Raw genomic sequence first — 18,183 nt, forward strand, 5'->3', positions numbered from 1 at the left:
TCGCGGCGCGGGAGCGCGCGTCACACCGCGGAGGAATGGCGCCCGGTGCCGGCCTGAAGCCGCGCATCGAGGGCGGCGGCGGCGAGGCGGACGAAGGGGCGGCCCTGATTGGTCATGGCGACATGCTGGCCATCGATGCGCAGCAGACCGTCGGCCGCGAGCGGGGCAAGGCGCGGTTCGGCCTCCGACATCAGCTCCGCATCGAGATCCACCGCGAGGTCGCACATCAGACGTTCGATCGCCGCCCCGCGCCTGAGGTCCTCGCGCGTGAAGGCGATGCCGCGCACGGTGGCAAAGTCGCCGGTATCGATGGCACGGCGATAGCTGTGCGCATCGGGCGCATTCTGGGTAAAGCCCTTGGGAAGCCGGCTTATCGCCGACGCGCCGAACCCGATCAGCGCATCCGCCGCGTCGACGGTGTAGCCCTGGAAGTTGCGATGCAGCCGGCCGACGGCCGCCGCCTTCGCCATCGGATCGTCGGGACGGGCGAAATGGTCGAGCCCGATGGCCACATAGCCGGCGTCCAGCAGGGTCTCGCGCGCGGCTTCGGACTGCTCCAGCCGCTCGGCGGCGCCGGGCAGGGCGGACTGATCGATCATGCGCTGGTTCGCCCGCATCCATGGAACATGAGCGTAGCCGAACAGGGCGAGACGGTCGGGCGCGAGCAGCGTCGCGAGCTGGGCGGTGCGCCGCACGTCCCTGACCGTCTGGTGCGGCAGGCCGAACATCAGGTCGAGATTGATCGCCGCCACCCCGGCCTCGCGCATCAGCCGCACCGCGCGGTCCACCGTACCGAAGGGCTGAACCCGGCCGATGGCGCGCTGCACATGGGCGCTGAAATCCTGCACGCCGAAGCTGATGCGGTCGACCCCGATGGCGGCCAGTGCGTCGGCAAGCTCTTCGTCCGCCTCGCGCGGATCGAGCTCGATGGCATGCTCGGAGAGCGCGTCGAGATCGAAATGCTCCGCCAGCCGGCCGTGCAGTGCTTTCAGCGCCTGCGGGCCGATGAGGCTGGGCGTGCCCCCACCCCAGGCCAGATGCACCACCCGCTGCCCTTGGGTGCGGGCGGCGACGAGGTCGATCTCCTTCTCCAGCCGCGCCACATAGGCCGCCACCGGCTCGCGCCGCCGCGTCGCCTTGGTTGTGCAGCCACAGTAGAAGCACAGCGAGGGACAGAACGGCACATGCAGATAGAACGAGAGCGTCGCGTCCTTACGCAGTGCGGACAGCCAGTCGCCATGCTCGCGGGCCCCGATCTGCGCCGAAAAGTGCGGCGCTGTCGGGTAGGAGGTGTAGCGGGGGACCGCGCGCTCGGCATGGAAAAGCGATGAATTATGCATAGAAGCGATTTGACCGGAGGCGGCGATCGGCGCATTGATCCGGCGCAAATCGGCGGCGATGCCCTGCATTTTTTCGCGCCGGTTTTTCCCGCCGCCGCCTCGATCCTCTCCCGCTCCATGCCCCTTCCCAAACTCGTCCCACTCCATTTCGGCCCATCCGCCCGCTTCGTCGGACTGTGCGTCCTCACGCTGGTGATCGCCGGCGGGGGCGGCGCGCTATTTGCCGTTCTCGGCATGCCGGCGGGCTGGCTTTCCGGTGCGCTGGTGCTGACCGCCGCGGCGGCGCTTGCCGGCGTGCCGGTCGTCGTCGCGCCGCGGCTGCGCACGGTGACCTACATAGTGCTGGGCACGTCCATGGGGGCCACGATCACGCCGGAGACGCTGCGCGGTATCGCCAGCTGGCCGGTGACGATGGCGGTGCTGGCCCTCTCCGTGCCGGTGATGATGGTGGCGGCGGTGCTTTTCCTTGAGAAGGTGTCGGGCTGGGACCGGCGCAGCGCCTTCTTCGCCGCCGTGCCCGGCGCCCTGTCCACCGTGCTGATCATGGCGGAGAGCGCGGGGGCGGATACGCGGCGCGTGGTGTTCGGCCAGTCGATGCGGCTTTTCGTGCTGGTGGCGCTGCTCCCGGCGGCGCTGAGCAGCCTGGGCCACCAGCCGGCCGGGACGCTGCCGGTGAACCCGGTGGTGCCCGACCTGACGAGTTTCCTGCTCGCGCTGGGTGTGGGTGTTTTCGGCGGGCTACTGGCCGAGCGGGTGAAGTTTCCCGGCGGCGCCATGGTCGGCGCGATGCTGGCGAGTGGCGTCGTTCACGGCTTCGGGCTGGTGCAGGGGCAATTGCCGGACATCTTTCTCATTGCCGGCTTCGTGGTGCTGGGCGCCAATACCGGCAGCCGCTTCGCCGGCACCCGGCTGAGCACGCTGCGCCACTTTCTGATCGATTCCATCGGCGCGCTCCTGATCACCACGGCGATCGCGCTGGTGTTCGCCGTGCTGGGCTCATGGCTCGCCGACGAGCCGCTGTCGAAGGTGCTGGTGGCCTATGTGCCGGGAGCGCTGGAGGCGATGACAATCATGGCCTTCGTGCTGGGCATCGATCCGACCTTCGTGGCCGCACACCACCTGATGCGCTTTCTGGCGCTGGCGCTGCTGATCCCGGTCATCGCCCAGGTCTTCTTCGGCAAGGCGGGCGTGCCGTCCGAAGCGGTGGACATCGACCGGACCGAGCCGAAGGACTGAGGAACGCTCGCGCGGCAGCGGAGGGGCCGCCGGTGTCCGTTGCTATTCGGCGGCCTCGGCCCGGATCACGAAGGCCAGCCCGAGCCGGTTCCACACATCGGTAAGCGCACTGGCCAGATGGGCGACGAGCGCGTCGTCATGGAACGGGCCGGGCGTGATGCGCAGCCGCTCCGTGCCGCGCGGCACGGTGGGGTAGTTGATCGGCTGGATGTAGATGCCGTGCTCTTCGAGCAGCATGTCGCTCGCGGCCTTGCAGGCTTCCGCGTCGCCAACCATCACCGGCACGATATGGGTTTCGGTGTCGAGCTGGGGCAGGCCGGCGAGGTCGAGCGCCCGCTTGACCTTGGCCACCTGGGACTGCTGGCGCGCGCGCTCCGCGCCCGAGGCCTTGAGATGGCGCACGGAGGCGACGGCCGCCGCCGCGATCGCCGGGGGCAGGGCGGTGGTGAAGATGAAGCCGGGCGCATAGGAGCGGACCGCATCGATCATCGCGCGGGTCGCGGTGATATAGCCACCGACGACGCCGAAGGCCTTGCCGAGGGTGCCCTCGATCACATCCACCCGGTGCATGACGCCGTCACGCTCGGCGACACCCGCGCCGCGCGGACCGTACATGCCCACCGCATGGACCTCGTCCAGATAGGTCATGGCGCCGTAGCGTTCGGCGAGGTCGCAGATCGCACCGATCGGGGCGACATCGCCATCCATGGAATAGACGCTCTCGAAGACGATGAGCTTGGGCCGGTCGCCGGCGGCCTGGAGCAGCTCTTCGAGATGGGCCAGGTCGTTGTGGCGGAAGATCACCTTGTCCCGCCCGGCCTGGCGCACGCCCTCGATCATCGAATTGTGGTTCAGCGCGTCCGACAGCACCAGGCAGTCGGGAATGAGCTTGGCCAGCGTGGAAATGCCGGTCTGGTTGGACACATAGCCGGAGGTGAAGACGAGGCCCGCCTCCTTGCCGTGAAGATCGGCAAGCTCCGACTCAAGCTCGACGATGGCGTGGCTGTTGCCTGAAATGTTGCGGGTGCCGCCGGCACCGGCGCCGACGTCGCGCGCCGTCGTGCACAGCGCCTCGACCACGTCGGCGTGGCAACCCATGCCGAGATAGTCGTTCGAACACCAGATGACGATGTCGCGCGGGCCTTCCGGGGTGTGCCAGACCGCGTGAGGGAAGCGCTGCGTGTCGCGCTCGATCTCGGCAAAGGTCCGGTAGCGTCGCTCGCTCTTGAGAGCGTCGACGGCGTCCTGGAAGAAGCGTTCGTAATCCATATGCACCACTCCGGCCCCCGAACTGGCAAGGCAACGGGGCGTGTCGGGCGGCAACATGAACTTTGGAGACGTTCCGATCAACCCGGCAAAGTCCTGACGCGGCGATCGGGCGCGCTTTTGCGAAAATCGCGACGCTCACGTCTGCGCGAGCGTGCGCACCTCGGCAAGGGTCAGGGGCATGACGGCGCGGCCGTCGAAATACAGGAATCGCAGGCGCCGCCGCCGCGACACCATGGCCGCGGGAAGCGGATCGTAACGGAAGCTGGTGCCGCCCAGGTGCGGCATTACGGCACCGACATCGGTGACCTCGTCGGTCTCGACCCGCAGCAAACTCACTCGCGTGCCGTCACGGGTGATCGCGTCAAACGGAATGCAGGCGAGGCGCAGGAAGCTGGTCGGATCGCTCGCCGAGGCGAAGCTCTCGACGAAGGTCTTCTCCACGAGATCGAGATCGGGCTCGGCGTGGGAATGCTCGTCCTCTTCCGGCGGCGTGGGCAGATGCGGGGTCTGCCATTGTGCCGCCGGGCGCGGCGCCACGGCGTGGTTGTGGCCGTGCGAATGGGAAGGGCCGTGATGATGGCCCCCGGCGCCGTGGTGGTGGTCGTGATCGTGGCCGCGGTGCATGTATCCGCCTCCGTTTGTCGCCTCTCCCCGCGCGGAGGCGGAGAGAGGCGCGCGCCTGTTCAGAAGCTGACCGGCTTGTCGATCATGTGCTTGTGCGAGCCGAGCTTGCCATGTGCCAGCATGGAACCGAGCGCCTCCACCACCACACGCGTGCCGAACAGGGCGGTGATGTCCGAGGTGTCGTAGGGCGGGGAGACCTCGACCACTTCCAGCCCGCACAGCCCCTCGGCCGCGACGAGGCCAAGGATCTTGAGCGCCTCGCGCGGCAGGAAGCCGCCGGGCTCGGGCCAGCCGGTGCCCGGCACGAAGCCGCAGTCGATGCTGTCGACATCAAAGGAGATGTAGACGGCGTCGGCGTCCTTCCAGGCGAGTTCGAGCGCGATCTCGGCGGCCTTCTCAAGGCCGATCTTCTCGATGTCGTCGATGGTCAGCACGTTGGTGCCGCGCTTTCTCGCCTCCTGCACGCCGTAGCGCGGGACCTGCCAGCCGCCAATGCCGAGCTGGACGAGGTTCTTGGGCGAGACGTTCGGCAGGTTTGTCGCCCAGTACCAGGGCGTGGTGTGCATGCGCTCATCGAGATCCTTTTCCTGGATGTCGATGTGGCGATCGAAATGGATGATGCCGATGCGCTTGGAAGTGCATTCGGCGATGCCGCGCACGCACGGGAATCCGATGGAGTGGTCACCGCCCAGCATGACCGGCAGCGCACCGGAGGAAAAGACGTGGGAGACGCCCTTGGAGATCTGGTCGAAGCTCTTCTCAAGGTTCGCCGGAATGGTGAACACGTCTCCGGCGTCGCACAGCGTCATCTGCTCGCGAAGGTCCACGCCCAGCTCGTAATTATAGGGGGTGTAGAGCGCGGAGATGCGGCGGATGCCCTGCGGCCCGAAGCGGGTGCCGGGACGGTAGGTGGTGCCGGAATCGAAGGGGATGCCGAGCACCGCGGCGTCATACTTGCCGACGTCGCGCACGTTCTCGACATAGGGCGCCTTCATGAAGGTATTGATGCCGGCGAAGTGCGGCAGCTCGCCCCGCGCAAAGGTCGGGATCGACTTGTCGTTGATCGAATCGGCGCCGGGCAGGCCCATGTCGAGCGCCCATTGCTGCTCCTTGCGCCAGCCGTCCTCGGAGAGCTTCTCCTCCGATTCCAGCGCCTTCCAGCCCTGCATGCCCCTGATTTCGAAATTGGGATGATGGCGGCGGCGGCGCTCATGGTCCGGCGCGAGGCCGGCGGCGCGCGTGGCGCGGAACGGGGTCGGACGCATCTGGGCACTCTCCTCGCCTGTCGGCGGCGGCCGAACAATACGGCCGGCTGCCTTGCATGTCGGCACAGGCCGACTGTCGGATGTTGCGAGCGGTATCGGAGGAAACCCTGAGGGCAATGCCGGACGGGGTCTTCGCCGCGATGCCGTCGCGCGAGCCTCCCGGGCTTTTGTCCCGCCGTGGACCCGGAGAATGTGGTGGGGAATCCCCCGCGCCGGGCTGCCCCTCTCGGACCAGACACGCCGTTCGCGGCGCCGGAACCCTAGGGGCAGCTCTGAGGATAGACGGGCTTCCGGCGGACCGGAAGCCCTGATTGTCGGCATATGGACGATGCCGGCGCCGAAACTTTCAGCGCAAGCCCAGGGGAACTGCGCTGTGTCGTGCGTCCGGCTTCAGACCGCGCCGGACAGGATGCCGAGCCCGGCAACGGCGACAATCGCACCCAGCGCACGGGTGAGGCGCGGGGCGCGCGCATCGCCGGCCCTGCCGAGGGTGATCCCCGCAGCGATGCCGACCAGGTGAAGCGTCGCGGTGGCCGCCATGAAGCCCGCGGCATAGGCAATGCCCGAGGTATCCGCCGGCATTTCGGCGCCGTGGGCGTGGCCGTGGAAGAGCGCGAAGAAGCCGACCATGGCCATGGCCGCGCCCAGCGGCCAGTTCCGCGCACCCAGCGCCACCGCACCGCCCAGCACCACGATGGAGAGCGCGATGCCAAGCTCGACGAAGGGCAGGCCGATGCCGGCCATGCCGAGGGCGCCGCCGACGGCCATGAGCGCGACGAAGGTCGCCGGCACCGCCCAGAGCGCACGCCCACCGAGGCTCGCCGCGAAAATGCCGACCGCGACCATGGCCAGCACGTGATCGAGCCCGCCGACCGGGTGCATGAAGCCATGCGCGAAGCCATGGGCATCGCCGACGCCGGTGTGGGCGAAGGCGAGGGCCGGCGACAGGGCGAAGACCCCCGCAAGCGCGGCGCGGGCAGTGTGGCGCGAAAGACGGCTGGCGGACGAGATGACGTTGGACATGACAACCCCTCTGGAACGGGCAGGCCGCCTTCGGGGGAGGCCCCGGTGCGTACGTCTGCGTAAGATGATTTTACCCAAACAGCTTACGGCGGGGCGCGGGAGCGTCAATCGCCGTATCGCAGGGGTGAACGCAAGTCGCGTGCCGTTTCAGCCCTTGGCCGGGTGCGGGTGCCCGCCATTATCGGCCACTGTAGCGGCCTCGTCTTCCGCGGCAGGCAGCATGTGCAGGTGGCCGAAGCGCACGCCGCGCTGGGTGGTCACGGCGTCAGCAAGGCGCCGGACCGCCTCGGTGGGGCCGCGCAGCACCGCCACCTCCAGGCAGGTGTCATGATCCAGATGGACATGGAGCGAGGCGACCGCGAGGTCGTGATGGCCGTGCTGGACCCGGGCGAGCCGGCGCGAGAGCTCCCGCTTCTCGTGCTCGTAGACATAGCTGAGCGTGGCGCAGCAGCGCTCGGGCTCGGCCGCCGGTTCGGCCGCCGCGGCAAGCGCGCGACGCAGCGCATCGCGCACCGCTTCGGAGCGATTGGCGTAGCCATGGCGCTCGGCATGGGCGTCGACGGCGGCGAGCAGCGCGTCGTCCAGGGTGAGGGTGACGCGCTGCATGGGGCCTACTTGGTGCCGAAGATCCGGTCGCCGGCGTCACCGATGCCGGGCACGATGTAACCGTGATCGTTGAGGTGGCTGTCGATCGCGGCGGTGAAGACCGGCACGTCGGGATGGGCCTCATGAAAGGTCGCGAGCCCTTCGGGGGCCGAGATCAGCGAGACGAACTTGATCGACTGGCAGCCGGCCGCCTTGACCTCGGCAACCGCTGCGGCCGCGGAATTGCCGGTGGCGAGCATCGGGTCCAGCACGATGGCGGTGCGCTCGGAAATGTCGCGCGGCAGCTTGAGATAGTACTCGACCGCCGCCAGCGAGACCGGGTCGCGATACAGGCCGACATGCCCGACACGCGCGGCGGGCAGGATTTCCAGCATGCCTTCGAGAATGCCGCCGCCCGCCCGCAGTACCGAGACCAGGCAGAGTTTCTTGCCGGCCACCACGGGTGCCTGCATCGTGGTCAGCGGCGTCTCGATTTCGATCATCTCCATCGGCATGTCGCGCGTGACCTCATAGGCCATCATCATGCTGATCTCGCGCAGCAGCAGCCGGAACTCGTTGGCCGGCGTGCGCGTGCGGCGCATCAGCGTGAGCTTGTGCTGGATCATCGGGTGGTCGACGACGATGGTGGAAGGCGGCGTGGAGAAGGTCGGGGCGGAGGGCGCGTTCATCGTCGGCTCGCTCAAGCTTCGGGTGCGTCGGGATGGCAGGGGGCAGGCACGGCGCGCCAGCCTCCCACAGCCTAGCGGAAAGTGCGATTGCGAATACAAGAAACGGACCAAGCCGTCCGAAAATTATCGATGATTCGCATCCAACCCCTTGCGGAACGGGCGAAATGACGCTCACATTGGGTGCTTCCCAACAGGCCGGCGCAAGGCCGGGCGAGAAGCGAGCCAAACATGTCCGTCAATGCCGATGCAGGCGGTCGTTCCCGCAACCATATCGTCCTTACCTCTCACGGCGCGCCGACCGGTGTCGCCGCGGATGCCCCGATTCTGAACTGGGGCGCGCCGACTCCGCAGGAGCGGGGGCCGGTTGTCGCCACGCTGTCCGACCCGAAGCGGCGCAATGCCATCGGCACCCATGCGGGCGGCTATTCGGTCTATCGCGCGCTTGCCATCGCGGCGGGCTCGCTCACGGCGGATTTTCGTGCCGATCTGACCAATACCGCACCGTCCGATACGGTCGGCCCGCACCCGCAATGGGCGGACGCGGACAAGATCGTTTCGCTCGATCCCTATGGCCACATGATCGGCGAGGCCTTCGCGGACGTGATCGCCTCCGGCATCGACGCACGCCCCAGCATCGCCATTACCCGCGCCCATATCGACATGCCGGAGATCCGCGACGCGATCCGCGCCGGCCGGCTGGCCATTGACGGCGACGTCATTGGCCCGAAGGGCGATGTGCGCGTCACCAAGGCCGCGATCGATCCGGTGTGGTACCTGCCCGGCATCGCCAAACGCTTCGGCGTGGGCGAGGGCGCGCTGCGCCGGGCGCTGTTCGAGCACACAGGCGGAATGTTTCCCGAACTGGTGACGCGCGGGGACCTCAAGGTGTTCCTGCCGCCCATCGGCGGGATGACGCTCTACATGTTCGGCGATCCCTCCAAGATCGGCGATGGCGTCACCCCTCTCGCCTGCCGCGTGCATGACGAGTGCAACGGCTCGGATGTGTTTTCCTCCGACATCTGCACCTGCCGCCCCTATCTCGCCCACGGCATCGAATTGTGCGTGGAAATGGCGCAGAAGGGCGGGGTCGGCCTCGTGGTCTACAACCGCAAGGAAGGGCGGGCGCTGGGCGAGGTGACCAAATTTCTCGTCTACAATGCCCGCAAGCGGCAGGAGGGCGGGGACCAGCCGGACACCTATTTCAAGCGGACCGAATGCGTCGCCGGGGTGCAGGACATGCGCTTCCAGGAGCTGATGCCGGATGTTTTCCACTGGCTGGGCATCGCCAAGATCGACCGCTTCGCTTCGATGAGCGACATGAAGTTCAACGCGCTGGAGCGCGCCGGCATCGAGATCGTCGAGCGCGTGCCGATACCCGACGACCTTATTCCACTCGATGCGCGGGTTGAGATGGAAGCCAAGGTCTCCGCCGGCTATTACGGCGTCGGCTTCCAGAGCCAGTACGACGCGACGCAGGGCCGCGCACTGAAGGAATAGGGGCGTCGCTTCCGGTTCCCACGTGCCGGTTTTGCCTGCGGGCGCGCGGACCACAGCGATGAAAGAGACGGGCATGGCCGGAGACGACGACGCATATGTGTATGACGAGGAAACCGGCGAATGGCGCCCGGCTTCCGAAATGGCGGCGGCAAGCGCCGAGGCGATGGTGGTGCGCGACGCCTCCGGTGCCGTGCTGGCCGACGGGGATTCCGTCGTGCTGGTCAAGGACCTGAAGGTGAAGGGGGCCGGCCAGACGCTGAAGCAGGGCACCGTCATCCGCTCGATCCGCCTCACCGACAATCCCGAGGAGGTCGACTGCCGCTACGAGGGCATCAAGGGTCTGGTGCTGCGCACCGAGTTCGTGCGCAAGCGCTGACCTGCCATCGCCGACGTATGTCGGGACATAGGGCTTCCCGAAAGGCGGGGAGCCCCTTCCACGCGAACAAGGACGCCGCATGATTCCGCCCGAACTCGCCGCCCTGCGCTCGCCCGCCGCGGTCCGCGCCCGCTGCCATATGGTTCTGGACTATGTGCTGGCGGGTACGTCGCCGCATTTCACGGTTGACGAGGCGGCGCTGGCGACGGTGGCGGACTATGTCGCGCAGGTCACCCGGCAGGCCTACCCCACGCTCGACATCCCCTATCACAGCCGCTGGCGGCATTTTGATGCCGGTGGATTGCAGCGCTGGCCCGAGCTGGAACAGCGGCTGGCGGCCGACGACGCGGCCGAGCGCGCGCGGGTGATGATCGACCTCGCCGTGGTGAGCGTGCTGCTCGACGCGGGGGCGGGTGATGCCTGGTACTATCACGAAGAGGCGTCGGGACTGACCATTGGCCGCTCCGAAGGGCTGGCGGTGGCGAGCCTGCGCATGTTCGAGGCCGGGGGCTTCTCCTCCGACCCGAAGATACCGCTGCGTGCCGACGCGTCGGCGCTGATGCGGATCGATGCCGCCACGCTCGGCCGCTATTTCCAGGCGAGCGAAGCCAAGCCGCTGGTCGGGATCGAGGGACGGGCCGCGTTGCTCAACCGGCTCGGTCACGCACTGGCGACGCATAAGGAACTGTTCGGCGACGGCGTGCTGCGACCGGGCGGGCTTTACGACGCACTGCGCGAAAAGGCGCCCATGGGGCGGCTCCCGGCGCCAATGATTCTCGGGGCGCTGCTTGAGGGGCTGTCGTCGATCTGGCCGTCCGGCCTCACCGTGGAGGGGATCGATCTTGGCGATGTCGGGCGCCACCCGGCCGCGCGTATGCCGGATCTGTCCGACCAGCTGGTGCCGTTCCACAAGCTCTCGCAGTGGCTCACCTATTCGCTGCTGGAGCCTTTCGAGGCGGCCGGCTTCGCGGTGACCGACCTCGATGAACTCACCGCGCTGCCGGAGTATCGCAATGGCGGACTGCTGGTCGATCTCGGCCTGATCGTGCCCCGCGCGCCGATCGACCCGGCCAAAAAGCACCCGGTCGACAGCGAGCTGGTGGTGGAGTGGCGCGCGCTCACCGTGGCGCTGATGGACCGACTGGCGGATCCCGTGCGCGAGCGGCTCGGACTCGACGCCTCGCGCTTCCCGCTCGCCAAGATGCTGCAGGGCGGCACCTGGGCCGCCGGGCGGCGTATCGCCGCGGAACGTCGTCCGCCGTCGGGGCCGCCGCCGATCGCCATCGACGCCGACGGGACGGTGTTCTAGCACGGGACGCCGCGCCCCGAGGGCGCGCGCCTCCACCGAGATCCGCCGCATATGCATGGGAGGTTCGCCGACGCGGAAGGCGCGTCCGCGTTCGATGCAGTCGGACGATTGGATACTATTATCTGCATCATTGTATCCAACTTAGGCAGGTGTCGCATCCCATGCCCAAATGATGGGCGATCTTCCGTGTTGCCGGACGGGGCCCCGCCGCGCGGGAGCTGATCGGAGGGCGCGGGGCGTTGCTCCGCCTTGCGTCCGGCGGATTGGCATATCGCTTGCGTGAGGCATGGGAATCGGAATGCGGAGTCCTGACCTCACCATGACCAGCGGTGCCGAGATCGAACTCATCAAGGTCACCAAGCGCTATGGTCCGGCGCTGGCGGTCGACAGCGTGTCCCTCAAGATTCCGGGAGGCACCTATTGTTGCCTGCTCGGTCCTTCGGGCTGCGGCAAGACGACGACCCTGCGCATGATTGCGGGGCATGAAAGCGTGAGTGAGGGCGATGTGCGCCTTGGCGCCTCCGTCGTCACCGATCTCGCGCCGGCCAAGCGCGGAACGGCGATGATGTTCCAGAGCTACGCGCTGTTCCCTCATCTCGACACCGTCGACAATGTCGCCTTCAGCCTGAAGATGAAGGGCGTGGAAAAGGGGACCCGCCGCGCCAAGGCGATGGAGATGCTCAAGCTGGTCCAGATGGATCATCTCGCCGAGCGTCGTCCCGCCCAGCTGTCCGGTGGCCAGCAGCAGCGCGTCGCGCTGGCGCGCGCGCTGATCACCGACCCGCAGGCCCTGCTGCTCGACGAGCCGCTCTCCGCGCTGGACCCGTTCCTCAAGATCAAGGTGCGGCAGGAACTCAAGAAGCTCCAGCTTCAGCTCGGCATCTCGTTCATTCATGTCACCCACAGCCAGGAAGAGGCGATGGCGCTCTCCGACCTCGTGGTGGTGATGAATGGCGGGCGCATCGAGCAGGCGGCGACGCCGCGCGAGGTGTTCAATCGCCCGGCCACCGCCTTCGTCGCCCGCTTCATGGGGGACCACAACGTCATTTCCGGTCGCGTCTCCAAGAAAGACGGCGCGACGGTGACCTTCGAGGTGCCGGGCGGGGCGTCCTTCGTGGCGCCGGAGGACCAGGCGGTGGAGGTCGGCGCGCCGATCGAGATCGCGGTGCGGACCGACCGGGTGCACCTCGCCGACAGCACCCTTCACGGCTGCGGCCTGACGGGACTGGTCCAGAACATCGAATATCACGGCCAGAGGGTGCAGGTAGCGCTCTCCGCGCCGGGGATCGACGAGTTCTCGGTGCAGGTGCCGGAAACCGCGTTCTTCGCCAAACCGCTCTCCGTTGGCGACGCGGTGCCGCTCGCCTGGACAGCCGACGACGTGCACATCCTGCAGAAATCACCGACCGCCTGATCGTCCGGGGAGCCCGCACGCTTCTCGTCCGCTGAACCATAACGAACTACGCTCGGGAGACTTCCATGACCAAGAAGACAACGGATCGCACGGGCGCCGCCAAGGGCAGCGCGACGGGCAGCGCCAGCGGTGTCAGCCGCCGCAACGTGCTGAAGGGCGCCGCCGGACTCGCAGGCGTTGCCGCCGGTTCGGGCGCCATTACCGGATTCCCCACCATCTGGGCGCAGAACCCGATCACGCTGCGCCAGTTCGGCACCGGCGTGTCGAACCTCAACGCCATCGCCGAGAAGTGCAAGGAAGACCTCGGCATCACGCTGCAGATGACCGCTCTCGATTCCGACGCGGTGTCGCAGCGGGTCGTGACCCAGGCGAACAGCTTCGATATCGCCGACATCGAATACTGGATCTGCAAGAAGGTGTTCGCCGCCGGCACGCTGCAGCCGATGGATGTCAAGAAGATCAAGTATTACGACCAGATCGTGCCGATCTTCACCACCGGCAAGCTCACGCCGGAATCCAAGATCGCCCAGGGCACCGCGCCCAACACGGTCGGCTTCGTGGAAGGGCCGGATTCCAAGACCTTCGCCAAGGCGCCCACCCAGTGGATGACGCTGATCCCCACCATCTACAATGCCGACACGCTGGGCATCCGCCCCGACCTCGTCGGCCGTCCGATCAAGAACTGGAAGGACATTCTGGATCCCGCCTTCAAGGGCAAGACCTCGATCCTAAACATCCCGTCCATTGGCATCATGGACGCGGCGATGATCTGCGAGAGCGCGGGCATCATCAAGTATGGCGACAAGGGCAACATGACCAAGGCGGAGATCGACACCACGATCGATTTCCTCATCAAGACCAAGAAGGACGGCCAGTTCCGCGCGTTCTGGAAGACCTTCGACGAGAGCGTGAACCTGATGGCCTCGGGCGAGGTTGTGATCCAGTCCATGTGGTCGCCGGCCGTGGCCGCGGTGCGCTCGAAGGGCATTCCCTGCGTCTACCAGCCGCTTGAGGAAGGCTACCGCGCCTGGGGCGGCGGCCTCGGCATCGCCAAGCACCTGAAGGGCGCGCAGCTCGACGCCGCGTATGAGTACATCAACTGGTACCTCTCCGGCTGGGTCGGCGCCTATCTCAACCGGCAGGGCTACTACTCGGCCGTGCTCTCCACCGCCGAGAAGAACATGAGCCCGGATGAATGGGCATTCTGGATGCTCGGCCAGCCGGCCAAGGCCGACATTCTCTCGCCGGAGGGCAAGGTGATGTACACCGCCGGCGCGGTGCGCGACGGCGGTTCGTTCGAGGAGCGCATGGGCGCGGTCGCCTGCTGGAATTCGGTGATGGACGAGGACCGCTACATGGTCCGCCGCTGGAACGAATTCATCGCAGCCTGACGCACAAAAAGGCCCTCTCCCCGCCGGGGAGAGGGTCGATCAGCCCTTCCACCGGAAGCCGAGCATGACGCGCTCCCATCTCGCCCCCCGATTGGCGCCCTACCTGCAGGCGACGCCGCTGACGCTGATCCTGGCGGCGTTCCTGGTGCTGCCGATCGCCACCATCGTCATGGTGAGCTTCTGGGATTACGATTCGATCCAGATCTTCCCGGCCTTCGTGTTCACCAATTACGAGGAGACGATCTCCTCCCCGGTGACCTGGAGCACCTATATCAACACGCTGAAATACACGGCTATCGTCTGGGCGGTGACGTTGTTCGTGGGTTTCTGGGTCGCCTACTATCTCGCCTTCCATATCCGCTCGGCGACGGCGCAGATGGTGCTGTTTCTGGTCTGCACTATTCCGTTCCTGACCTCGAACATCATCCGGATGATCTCCTGGATCCCGTTTCTGGGGCGAAACGGGCTGCTGAACCAGACGATGATGAATCTCGGTATTATCGACAAGCCGCTGGAATTCCTGCTGTTCTCGGACTTCGCGGTGGTGCTGGCGATGGTGCACCTCTACACGCTGTTCATGGTGACGCCGATCTTCAACACGCTGATGCGCATCGACCGCGCGCTGATCGAGGCGGCGCGCGATGCCGGCGCCAGCGGGTGGCAGATACTCACCAACGTCATTATCCCGCTGGCCAAGCCGGGCATCGCCATCGGGTCCATCTTCGTGGTCACGCTGGTGATGGGCGACTTCATCACCGTGCGTTTCATGTCCGGCGGGCAGTCGGCTTCCGTCGGGCTGATGATGGCGAACCAGATCGCGCTGCTGCAGTACCCCGCGGCCGCGGCCAACGCGGTGATCCTGCTCATTCTGGTGCTGTTGATGGTCGGTGCGATCCTGCGCATCGTCAACATCCGCAAGGAACTGTGAGCCCCGGACCGCAAGGTCGGGAGCGATGAGGAAACGGCAATGAACTCGGAACGACGCGGCCCCGGCTTCTACGTGCTCACGGCGTTCTTCGTGCTGTTCGTGCTGTTTCTCTACGGGCCGATGACGACGATCTTCATTCTGTCCTTCCAGGGTCCGAATGGCGGCCTGACGTTTCCGATGAACGGGGTGTCGCTGCGCTGGTTCGAGAACCTGTTGTTCGAGCAGCAGGCCGTCGGCGACTTCGGCGGCGCCTTCTCGCGCTCTCTGATGCTGGGCATCATGACGATGCTGACGACGGTGGTGGTGTCGCTGCTGGCGGGCCTCGCCTTTCGCCGCCGCTTTCTCGGCTCGGGGCCGCTGTTCTATCTCACCATCGCCAGCCTGATCGTGCCCTCGATCCTGATCTCGCTCGGCATCGGCCTTGCGTTCAACGTGTTCGGGCTCGATCCGGCCTGGTATTCATCGGCCTTCGGGGCCCATCTCACCTGGACGCTGCCCTTCGGCCTGCTGATCATGTTCGCGGTCTTCAACCGCTTCAACCCGGCCTATGAGGAAGCCGCTCGCGACCTTGGCGCCACGCCCTGGCAGACCTTCGTGCATGTGGTGCTGCCGATCATCCTGCCGAGCCTGATCGGCGTGGGCCTGTTCGGCTTCACGCTTTCCTACGATGAATTCGCGCGCACGCTCATGACCTCGGGCTCCTTCAACACCCTGCCGCTCGAGATCTACGGCATGACCACGAATGTCACCACGCCGGTGCTTTACGCGCTCGGCACGGTGACGACGGTGTTCTCCATGGCCATCATCGTCGTCGCGCTGCTCAGCATCGCCGTGCTGCGCAAGCGCCGGGCCCGCCGCATCGCGGGCTAGCGGTCCGGCTGCGGCGGCCGGGTGCTCCCACATATCGGTAAGGAACCGGATACTCCTCCCAGCGTTTAGGCAAGAAAGTGTCGGTGGTTGGCGCCGTCTGGCCGGCATGCCGAACAGGGCAGGCAATGGGAGTTAACGCCATGAACATTTGCAACAGCACGCGGACCATCTGTGATCTGCTTCACGAGGTGGCCAGGGACGACCGCAAGCACGCCTTGACCATCAAGCTGCGCAGCGGCGACACGGTGACCGCCTATGGGCCGATCGAGGTCGCCGACCGCTTCATGCTGTGCCGGCTGCACGACAATAATTACGAGGGCAGCCAGCTCATCGCGCTGGACACCATCGAGTTCATCCGCTGAACGCAGGCGTTCGGCGGGACGGATGGGTCGCGTCTGGCGGGCAACTCCTGTTGCCGCCGTGCAATGTGATGATCCTGGCCGTTCCCGGGGGCGTATGATTAGTGAGCGTTCGCCGGCGACCGGGCGGGCGACATTCATGTTTCCGGAGGCCTATCATGCGCGCCTTGCTGTTCGCCGTGCCGCTCGCCGCTCTCACCGCGACGTCCGCCTTTGCCCAGTCGATGCCGAACTCGCTCAATATGAGTTGCGCGGCGACCTTTGACCTGGTTCGGGAGAAGGGCGCCGTCGTCATCGGCACCGGGCCGAACGTTTATGATCGGTATGTCTCCGATCAGCGCTATTGCGGGCTGGACGAGACCACCTTCCCGGCATGGCTTCAGACCGCCGACCAGAAGCAGTGCTTCATCGGCTATCGCTGCCGCGAGCCGATGGTGCGCAGCCGCTGACGAGGCGCCGTGAGAGCTGGCCACCGCCTCCGGTCAGGGAGGGGTGGCCGGACCGCACGGCGCTGGCGATCAGAACCGCGCGACTTCGCTCTCATGGGTGACGACGGGGGGCGCGGCGAAATAGCTGCCGACCAGGCCCCTCCAGGACTGAAAATCATCCGAGGCGCGGAAGCTGACCATATGGTCGTCCAGCGTCTCCCACTGGACACGCAGCCGGTAGATGAGGGGCGTCTCGACCACCTTCTGCAGTGACAGCCCGTGGCACCCCTTGGCCCGCAGGAAGAGGGGAGCTGCTTTCGCGACGCCCGCCTCGAAGGCGGCCTCTTCTCCGGGCTTGATGCTGATTTCGGCAGTTTCGATGATCATGTTCGTTTCCCTGTGCCCGCTGGCGCAACGTCGCGCCACCGCTCGATCGGGAGGCGCGCACGCGGATCCATGATGCCTCACGCCCGTCCGCTCTCCCGACGCTGGATGGGTAGCCGCTTCGCGCGGGGACGGCTAGATGCCGAGTGACGCGATGTCCCGCCGCCGCGCGGGGCAGGGATCGATGGGTGGTCATCGCTGCTCCCATGGGCCGCCACGGGCGTAATCGTGCCATCCCATGCCGTGGAAGACGTCAGTCCTTCATCCCAAAGCCGTGAGACGCCGTTGCCTGTCCCACGGGATCGTCCTTGAGGCGATACGCGGTCTGCCGAGAGAGCCCGGTGAGCTTCGATATCTCGCTAACGCCGGCGCGATCACGATGGGCGGTGTTCTCGGGTCAGGCGGGTTTCTGCCTTACGACTTTGAGATGCGCGCCACGCTGGAGCCTGGGCAGTCAGCCGGGTTCGTTGTGCTCGGGGCGGGAGGGGGACTTGCGGACGCGGCCCGCGTCTTCATGAATTTCCTCTGGTACGAGGAAAGCACCGTGTGCCGAGTGCGCCATCCCTTGGCGCGCGATAGGCGGATGCGACGGGGTCGATCGGGAATGGTAATGTCACATGCTTGGGCCATCACAGGTCTCCGCTGCGTTCAAGTGAACTCGCGGGAACTTCTTTGAGATGGAAAGGAATGCAGCATTTGTATGGTGCTGCGAGAGAGGATTGAACTCTCGACCTCTCCCTTACCAAGGGAGTGCTCTACCACTGAGCTACCGCAGCGCCGTCCGGCGGTGGAGTGTGCCTGCCGGGGCGCCGGGACGTTTGCCACACCATGCCCGTCGGCGCAAGCATCACCTGACCGCAATGCACCGCCCCTTTCGTCGAAACGCTTTCCGCCCTATGCGAAGAAGGACGTGTGGAGAGTGGGACGACGGGATGAACGGCAAGGAAGATCAGGAGCGTGCGGATCGTCTGGCGGCGGCGCTCCGGGAGAACCTGAAGCGCCGCAAGGCGCAGGCGCGGGGGCGAAAGGACGGGCCGGGTGTCGCGGATGCCGAGGCAGGCGCCGAGACTACTGTCGATCGCGTACGCCCGCCGCCTGTGGAAAGCTGATCGCCAGGGCGCGGGCCGGACATGTCGGCGACGCCTGAACGCGGCCGTGCGTTGTGTCCTTCGCGCACTCGCGCTAACGCTTGGACA

At 66.6% G+C, this 18,183-nt stretch carries 19 protein-coding genes, 1 tRNA gene and 1 riboswitch; of the genes, 11 read left to right on the forward strand and 9 right to left on the reverse strand.

The window, feature by feature from the left end; genetic code table 11:
- Positions 1 to 20: 20 nt before the first annotated feature.
- On the reverse strand, positions 21 to 1,340 hold the full coding sequence (hemN, locus tag G3A50_RS12805) for an oxygen-independent coproporphyrinogen III oxidase (RefSeq protein WP_163075638.1): 1,320 nt from the start codon (positions 1,338 to 1,340) through the stop codon (positions 21 to 23).
- On the opposite strand from hemN, the gene G3A50_RS12810 reads away from it, so the two are divergent.
- Positions 1,335 to 2,576: an AbrB family transcriptional regulator gene (locus G3A50_RS12810; RefSeq protein WP_246251653.1), complete on the forward strand. Its 1,242-nt coding sequence runs from the start codon at positions 1,335 to 1,337 to the stop codon at positions 2,574 to 2,576. The two genes, hemN and G3A50_RS12810, sit on opposite strands and share 6 nt — an antisense overlap.
- Positions 2,577 to 2,618: 42 nt before the next feature.
- On the opposite strand, the gene hemA is transcribed toward G3A50_RS12810, so the two are convergent.
- From hemA to upp, 6 genes are all read right to left on the reverse strand, one after another.
- The gene (gene hemA / locus G3A50_RS12815; protein ID WP_163075639.1) at positions 2,619 to 3,845 is read right to left on the reverse strand and encodes a 5-aminolevulinate synthase; all 1,227 of its coding nucleotides are present in this window, start codon (positions 3,843 to 3,845) and stop codon (positions 2,619 to 2,621) included.
- Between the two features lie 135 nt (positions 3,846 to 3,980).
- Positions 3,981 to 4,469, reverse strand: coding sequence for a hypothetical protein (locus tag G3A50_RS12820; RefSeq protein WP_163075640.1), 489 nt, complete (start codon positions 4,467 to 4,469; stop codon positions 3,981 to 3,983).
- A 59-nt stretch (positions 4,470 to 4,528) separates the two neighbouring features.
- Positions 4,529 to 5,734, reverse strand: coding sequence for an agmatinase family protein (locus G3A50_RS12825; RefSeq protein ID WP_163075641.1), 1,206 nt, complete (start codon positions 5,732 to 5,734; stop codon positions 4,529 to 4,531).
- A gap of 154 nt (positions 5,735 to 5,888) precedes the next feature.
- Positions 5,889 to 6,009, reverse strand: a riboswitch (guanidine-I (ykkC/yxkD leader).
- Positions 6,010 to 6,124: 115 nt separating this feature from the next.
- Positions 6,125 to 6,757 carry a HupE/UreJ family protein gene (locus G3A50_RS12830; RefSeq protein ID WP_163075642.1) on the reverse strand — a complete coding sequence of 211 codons (633 nt, stop codon included), beginning with the start codon at positions 6,755 to 6,757 and terminating at the stop codon, positions 6,125 to 6,127.
- 147 nt (positions 6,758 to 6,904) lie between these two features.
- Entirely contained in the window at positions 6,905 to 7,363 is a 459-nt protein-coding gene (gene nikR / locus G3A50_RS12835) for a nickel-responsive transcriptional regulator NikR (protein ID WP_163075643.1), read from the reverse strand.
- Positions 7,364 to 7,368: 5 nt separating this feature from the next.
- Complete coding sequence (upp, locus tag G3A50_RS12840; protein WP_163075644.1) at positions 7,369 to 8,031, reverse strand: uracil phosphoribosyltransferase; 663 nt, start codon at positions 8,029 to 8,031, stop codon at positions 7,369 to 7,371.
- 228 nt (positions 8,032 to 8,259) lie between these two features.
- Here upp and G3A50_RS12845 point away from each other — a divergent pair, with 228 nt between their 5' ends.
- The 9 genes from G3A50_RS12845 (at position 8,260) to G3A50_RS12885 (ending at position 16,624) form a co-directional block, all read left to right on the forward strand.
- Positions 8,260 to 9,528 carry a GTP cyclohydrolase II gene (locus tag G3A50_RS12845; RefSeq protein WP_163075645.1) on the forward strand — a complete coding sequence of 423 codons (1,269 nt, stop codon included), beginning with the start codon at positions 8,260 to 8,262 and terminating at the stop codon, positions 9,526 to 9,528.
- A gap of 73 nt (positions 9,529 to 9,601) precedes the next feature.
- Complete coding sequence (locus G3A50_RS12850; protein ID WP_163075646.1) at positions 9,602 to 9,904, forward strand: alkylphosphonate utilization protein; 303 nt, start codon at positions 9,602 to 9,604, stop codon at positions 9,902 to 9,904.
- Between the two features lie 79 nt (positions 9,905 to 9,983).
- On the forward strand, positions 9,984 to 11,213 hold the full coding sequence (locus G3A50_RS12855; protein WP_163075647.1) for a URC4/urg3 family protein: 1,230 nt from the start codon (positions 9,984 to 9,986) through the stop codon (positions 11,211 to 11,213).
- A gap of 319 nt (positions 11,214 to 11,532) precedes the next feature.
- Positions 11,533 to 12,627, forward strand: a complete 1,095-nt coding sequence (locus G3A50_RS12860) for an ABC transporter ATP-binding protein (RefSeq protein WP_163077614.1) — start codon at positions 11,533 to 11,535, stop codon at positions 12,625 to 12,627.
- A gap of 65 nt (positions 12,628 to 12,692) precedes the next feature.
- Positions 12,693 to 14,018 (forward strand): ABC transporter substrate-binding protein, encoded by a 1,326-nt coding sequence (locus G3A50_RS12865; RefSeq protein ID WP_163075648.1) that lies wholly within the window; start codon positions 12,693 to 12,695, stop codon positions 14,016 to 14,018.
- Positions 14,019 to 14,082: 64 nt separating this feature from the next.
- The gene (locus tag G3A50_RS12870; protein WP_163075649.1) at positions 14,083 to 14,946 is read left to right on the forward strand and encodes an ABC transporter permease; all 864 of its coding nucleotides are present in this window, start codon (positions 14,083 to 14,085) and stop codon (positions 14,944 to 14,946) included.
- Positions 14,947 to 14,985: 39 nt separating this feature from the next.
- Entirely contained in the window at positions 14,986 to 15,816 is an 831-nt protein-coding gene (locus tag G3A50_RS12875) for an ABC transporter permease (protein WP_163075650.1), read from the forward strand.
- A gap of 140 nt (positions 15,817 to 15,956) precedes the next feature.
- On the forward strand, positions 15,957 to 16,178 hold the full coding sequence (locus G3A50_RS12880; RefSeq protein ID WP_163075651.1) for a hypothetical protein: 222 nt from the start codon (positions 15,957 to 15,959) through the stop codon (positions 16,176 to 16,178).
- A gap of 155 nt (positions 16,179 to 16,333) precedes the next feature.
- Positions 16,334 to 16,624: a hypothetical protein gene (locus G3A50_RS12885; protein WP_163075652.1), complete on the forward strand. Its 291-nt coding sequence runs from the start codon at positions 16,334 to 16,336 to the stop codon at positions 16,622 to 16,624.
- Positions 16,625 to 16,693: 69 nt separating this feature from the next.
- Here G3A50_RS12885 and G3A50_RS12890 read toward each other — a convergent pair whose 3' ends face one another.
- A complete protein-coding gene (locus tag G3A50_RS12890) occupies positions 16,694 to 16,990 on the reverse strand; it encodes an antibiotic biosynthesis monooxygenase family protein (protein WP_163075653.1) in 297 nt (98 codons plus the stop codon).
- Positions 16,991 to 17,688: 698 nt separating this feature from the next.
- Positions 17,689 to 17,763, reverse strand: a tRNA-Thr gene (locus G3A50_RS12895).
- Positions 17,764 to 17,919: 156 nt separating this feature from the next.
- Here G3A50_RS12895 and G3A50_RS12900 point away from each other — a divergent pair.
- Positions 17,920 to 18,096 (forward strand): hypothetical protein, encoded by a 177-nt coding sequence (locus G3A50_RS12900; protein ID WP_163073201.1) that lies wholly within the window; start codon positions 17,920 to 17,922, stop codon positions 18,094 to 18,096.
- Positions 18,097 to 18,183: the final 87 nt, after the last annotated feature.

This window comes from Ancylobacter pratisalsi (genome assembly GCF_010669125.1).
Lineage (GTDB): Bacteria > Pseudomonadota > Alphaproteobacteria > Rhizobiales > Xanthobacteraceae > Ancylobacter > Ancylobacter pratisalsi.

Excerpts from the sequence above, each read along its gene's own strand:
- G3A50_RS12820 (WP_163075640.1), bottom strand. The coding sequence starts at position 4,469 with ATGCACCGCGGCCACGATCACGACCACCACCACGGCGCCGGGGGCCAT.
- G3A50_RS12810 (WP_246251653.1), top strand. The coding sequence starts at position 1,335 with ATGCATAGAAGCGATTTGACCGGAGGCGGCGATCGGCGCATTGATCCG.
- G3A50_RS12865 (WP_163075648.1), top strand. The coding sequence starts at position 12,693 with ATGACCAAGAAGACAACGGATCGCACGGGCGCCGCCAAGGGCAGCGCG.
- G3A50_RS12875 (WP_163075650.1), top strand. The coding sequence starts at position 14,986 with ATGAACTCGGAACGACGCGGCCCCGGCTTCTACGTGCTCACGGCGTTC.
- G3A50_RS12850 (WP_163075646.1), top strand. The coding sequence starts at position 9,602 with ATGGCCGGAGACGACGACGCATATGTGTATGACGAGGAAACCGGCGAA.
- G3A50_RS12900 (WP_163073201.1), top strand. The coding sequence starts at position 17,920 with ATGAACGGCAAGGAAGATCAGGAGCGTGCGGATCGTCTGGCGGCGGCG.
- G3A50_RS12880 (WP_163075651.1), top strand. The coding sequence starts at position 15,957 with ATGAACATTTGCAACAGCACGCGGACCATCTGTGATCTGCTTCACGAG.
- hemA (WP_163075639.1), bottom strand. The coding sequence starts at position 3,845 with ATGGATTACGAACGCTTCTTCCAGGACGCCGTCGACGCTCTCAAGAGC.
- G3A50_RS12855 (WP_163075647.1), top strand. The coding sequence starts at position 9,984 with ATGATTCCGCCCGAACTCGCCGCCCTGCGCTCGCCCGCCGCGGTCCGC.
- G3A50_RS12890 (WP_163075653.1), bottom strand. The coding sequence starts at position 16,990 with ATGATCATCGAAACTGCCGAAATCAGCATCAAGCCCGGAGAAGAGGCC.
- G3A50_RS12825 (WP_163075641.1), bottom strand. The coding sequence starts at position 5,734 with ATGCGTCCGACCCCGTTCCGCGCCACGCGCGCCGCCGGCCTCGCGCCG.
- G3A50_RS12860 (WP_163077614.1), top strand. The coding sequence starts at position 11,533 with ATGACCAGCGGTGCCGAGATCGAACTCATCAAGGTCACCAAGCGCTAT.
- G3A50_RS12885 (WP_163075652.1), top strand. The coding sequence starts at position 16,334 with ATGCGCGCCTTGCTGTTCGCCGTGCCGCTCGCCGCTCTCACCGCGACG.
- G3A50_RS12845 (WP_163075645.1), top strand. The coding sequence starts at position 8,260 with ATGTCCGTCAATGCCGATGCAGGCGGTCGTTCCCGCAACCATATCGTC.
- G3A50_RS12870 (WP_163075649.1), top strand. The coding sequence starts at position 14,083 with ATGACGCGCTCCCATCTCGCCCCCCGATTGGCGCCCTACCTGCAGGCG.
- upp (WP_163075644.1), bottom strand. The coding sequence starts at position 8,031 with ATGAACGCGCCCTCCGCCCCGACCTTCTCCACGCCGCCTTCCACCATC.
- hemN (WP_163075638.1), bottom strand. The coding sequence starts at position 1,340 with ATGCATAATTCATCGCTTTTCCATGCCGAGCGCGCGGTCCCCCGCTAC.
- nikR (WP_163075643.1), bottom strand. The coding sequence starts at position 7,363 with ATGCAGCGCGTCACCCTCACCCTGGACGACGCGCTGCTCGCCGCCGTC.
- G3A50_RS12830 (WP_163075642.1), bottom strand. The coding sequence starts at position 6,757 with ATGTCCAACGTCATCTCGTCCGCCAGCCGTCTTTCGCGCCACACTGCC.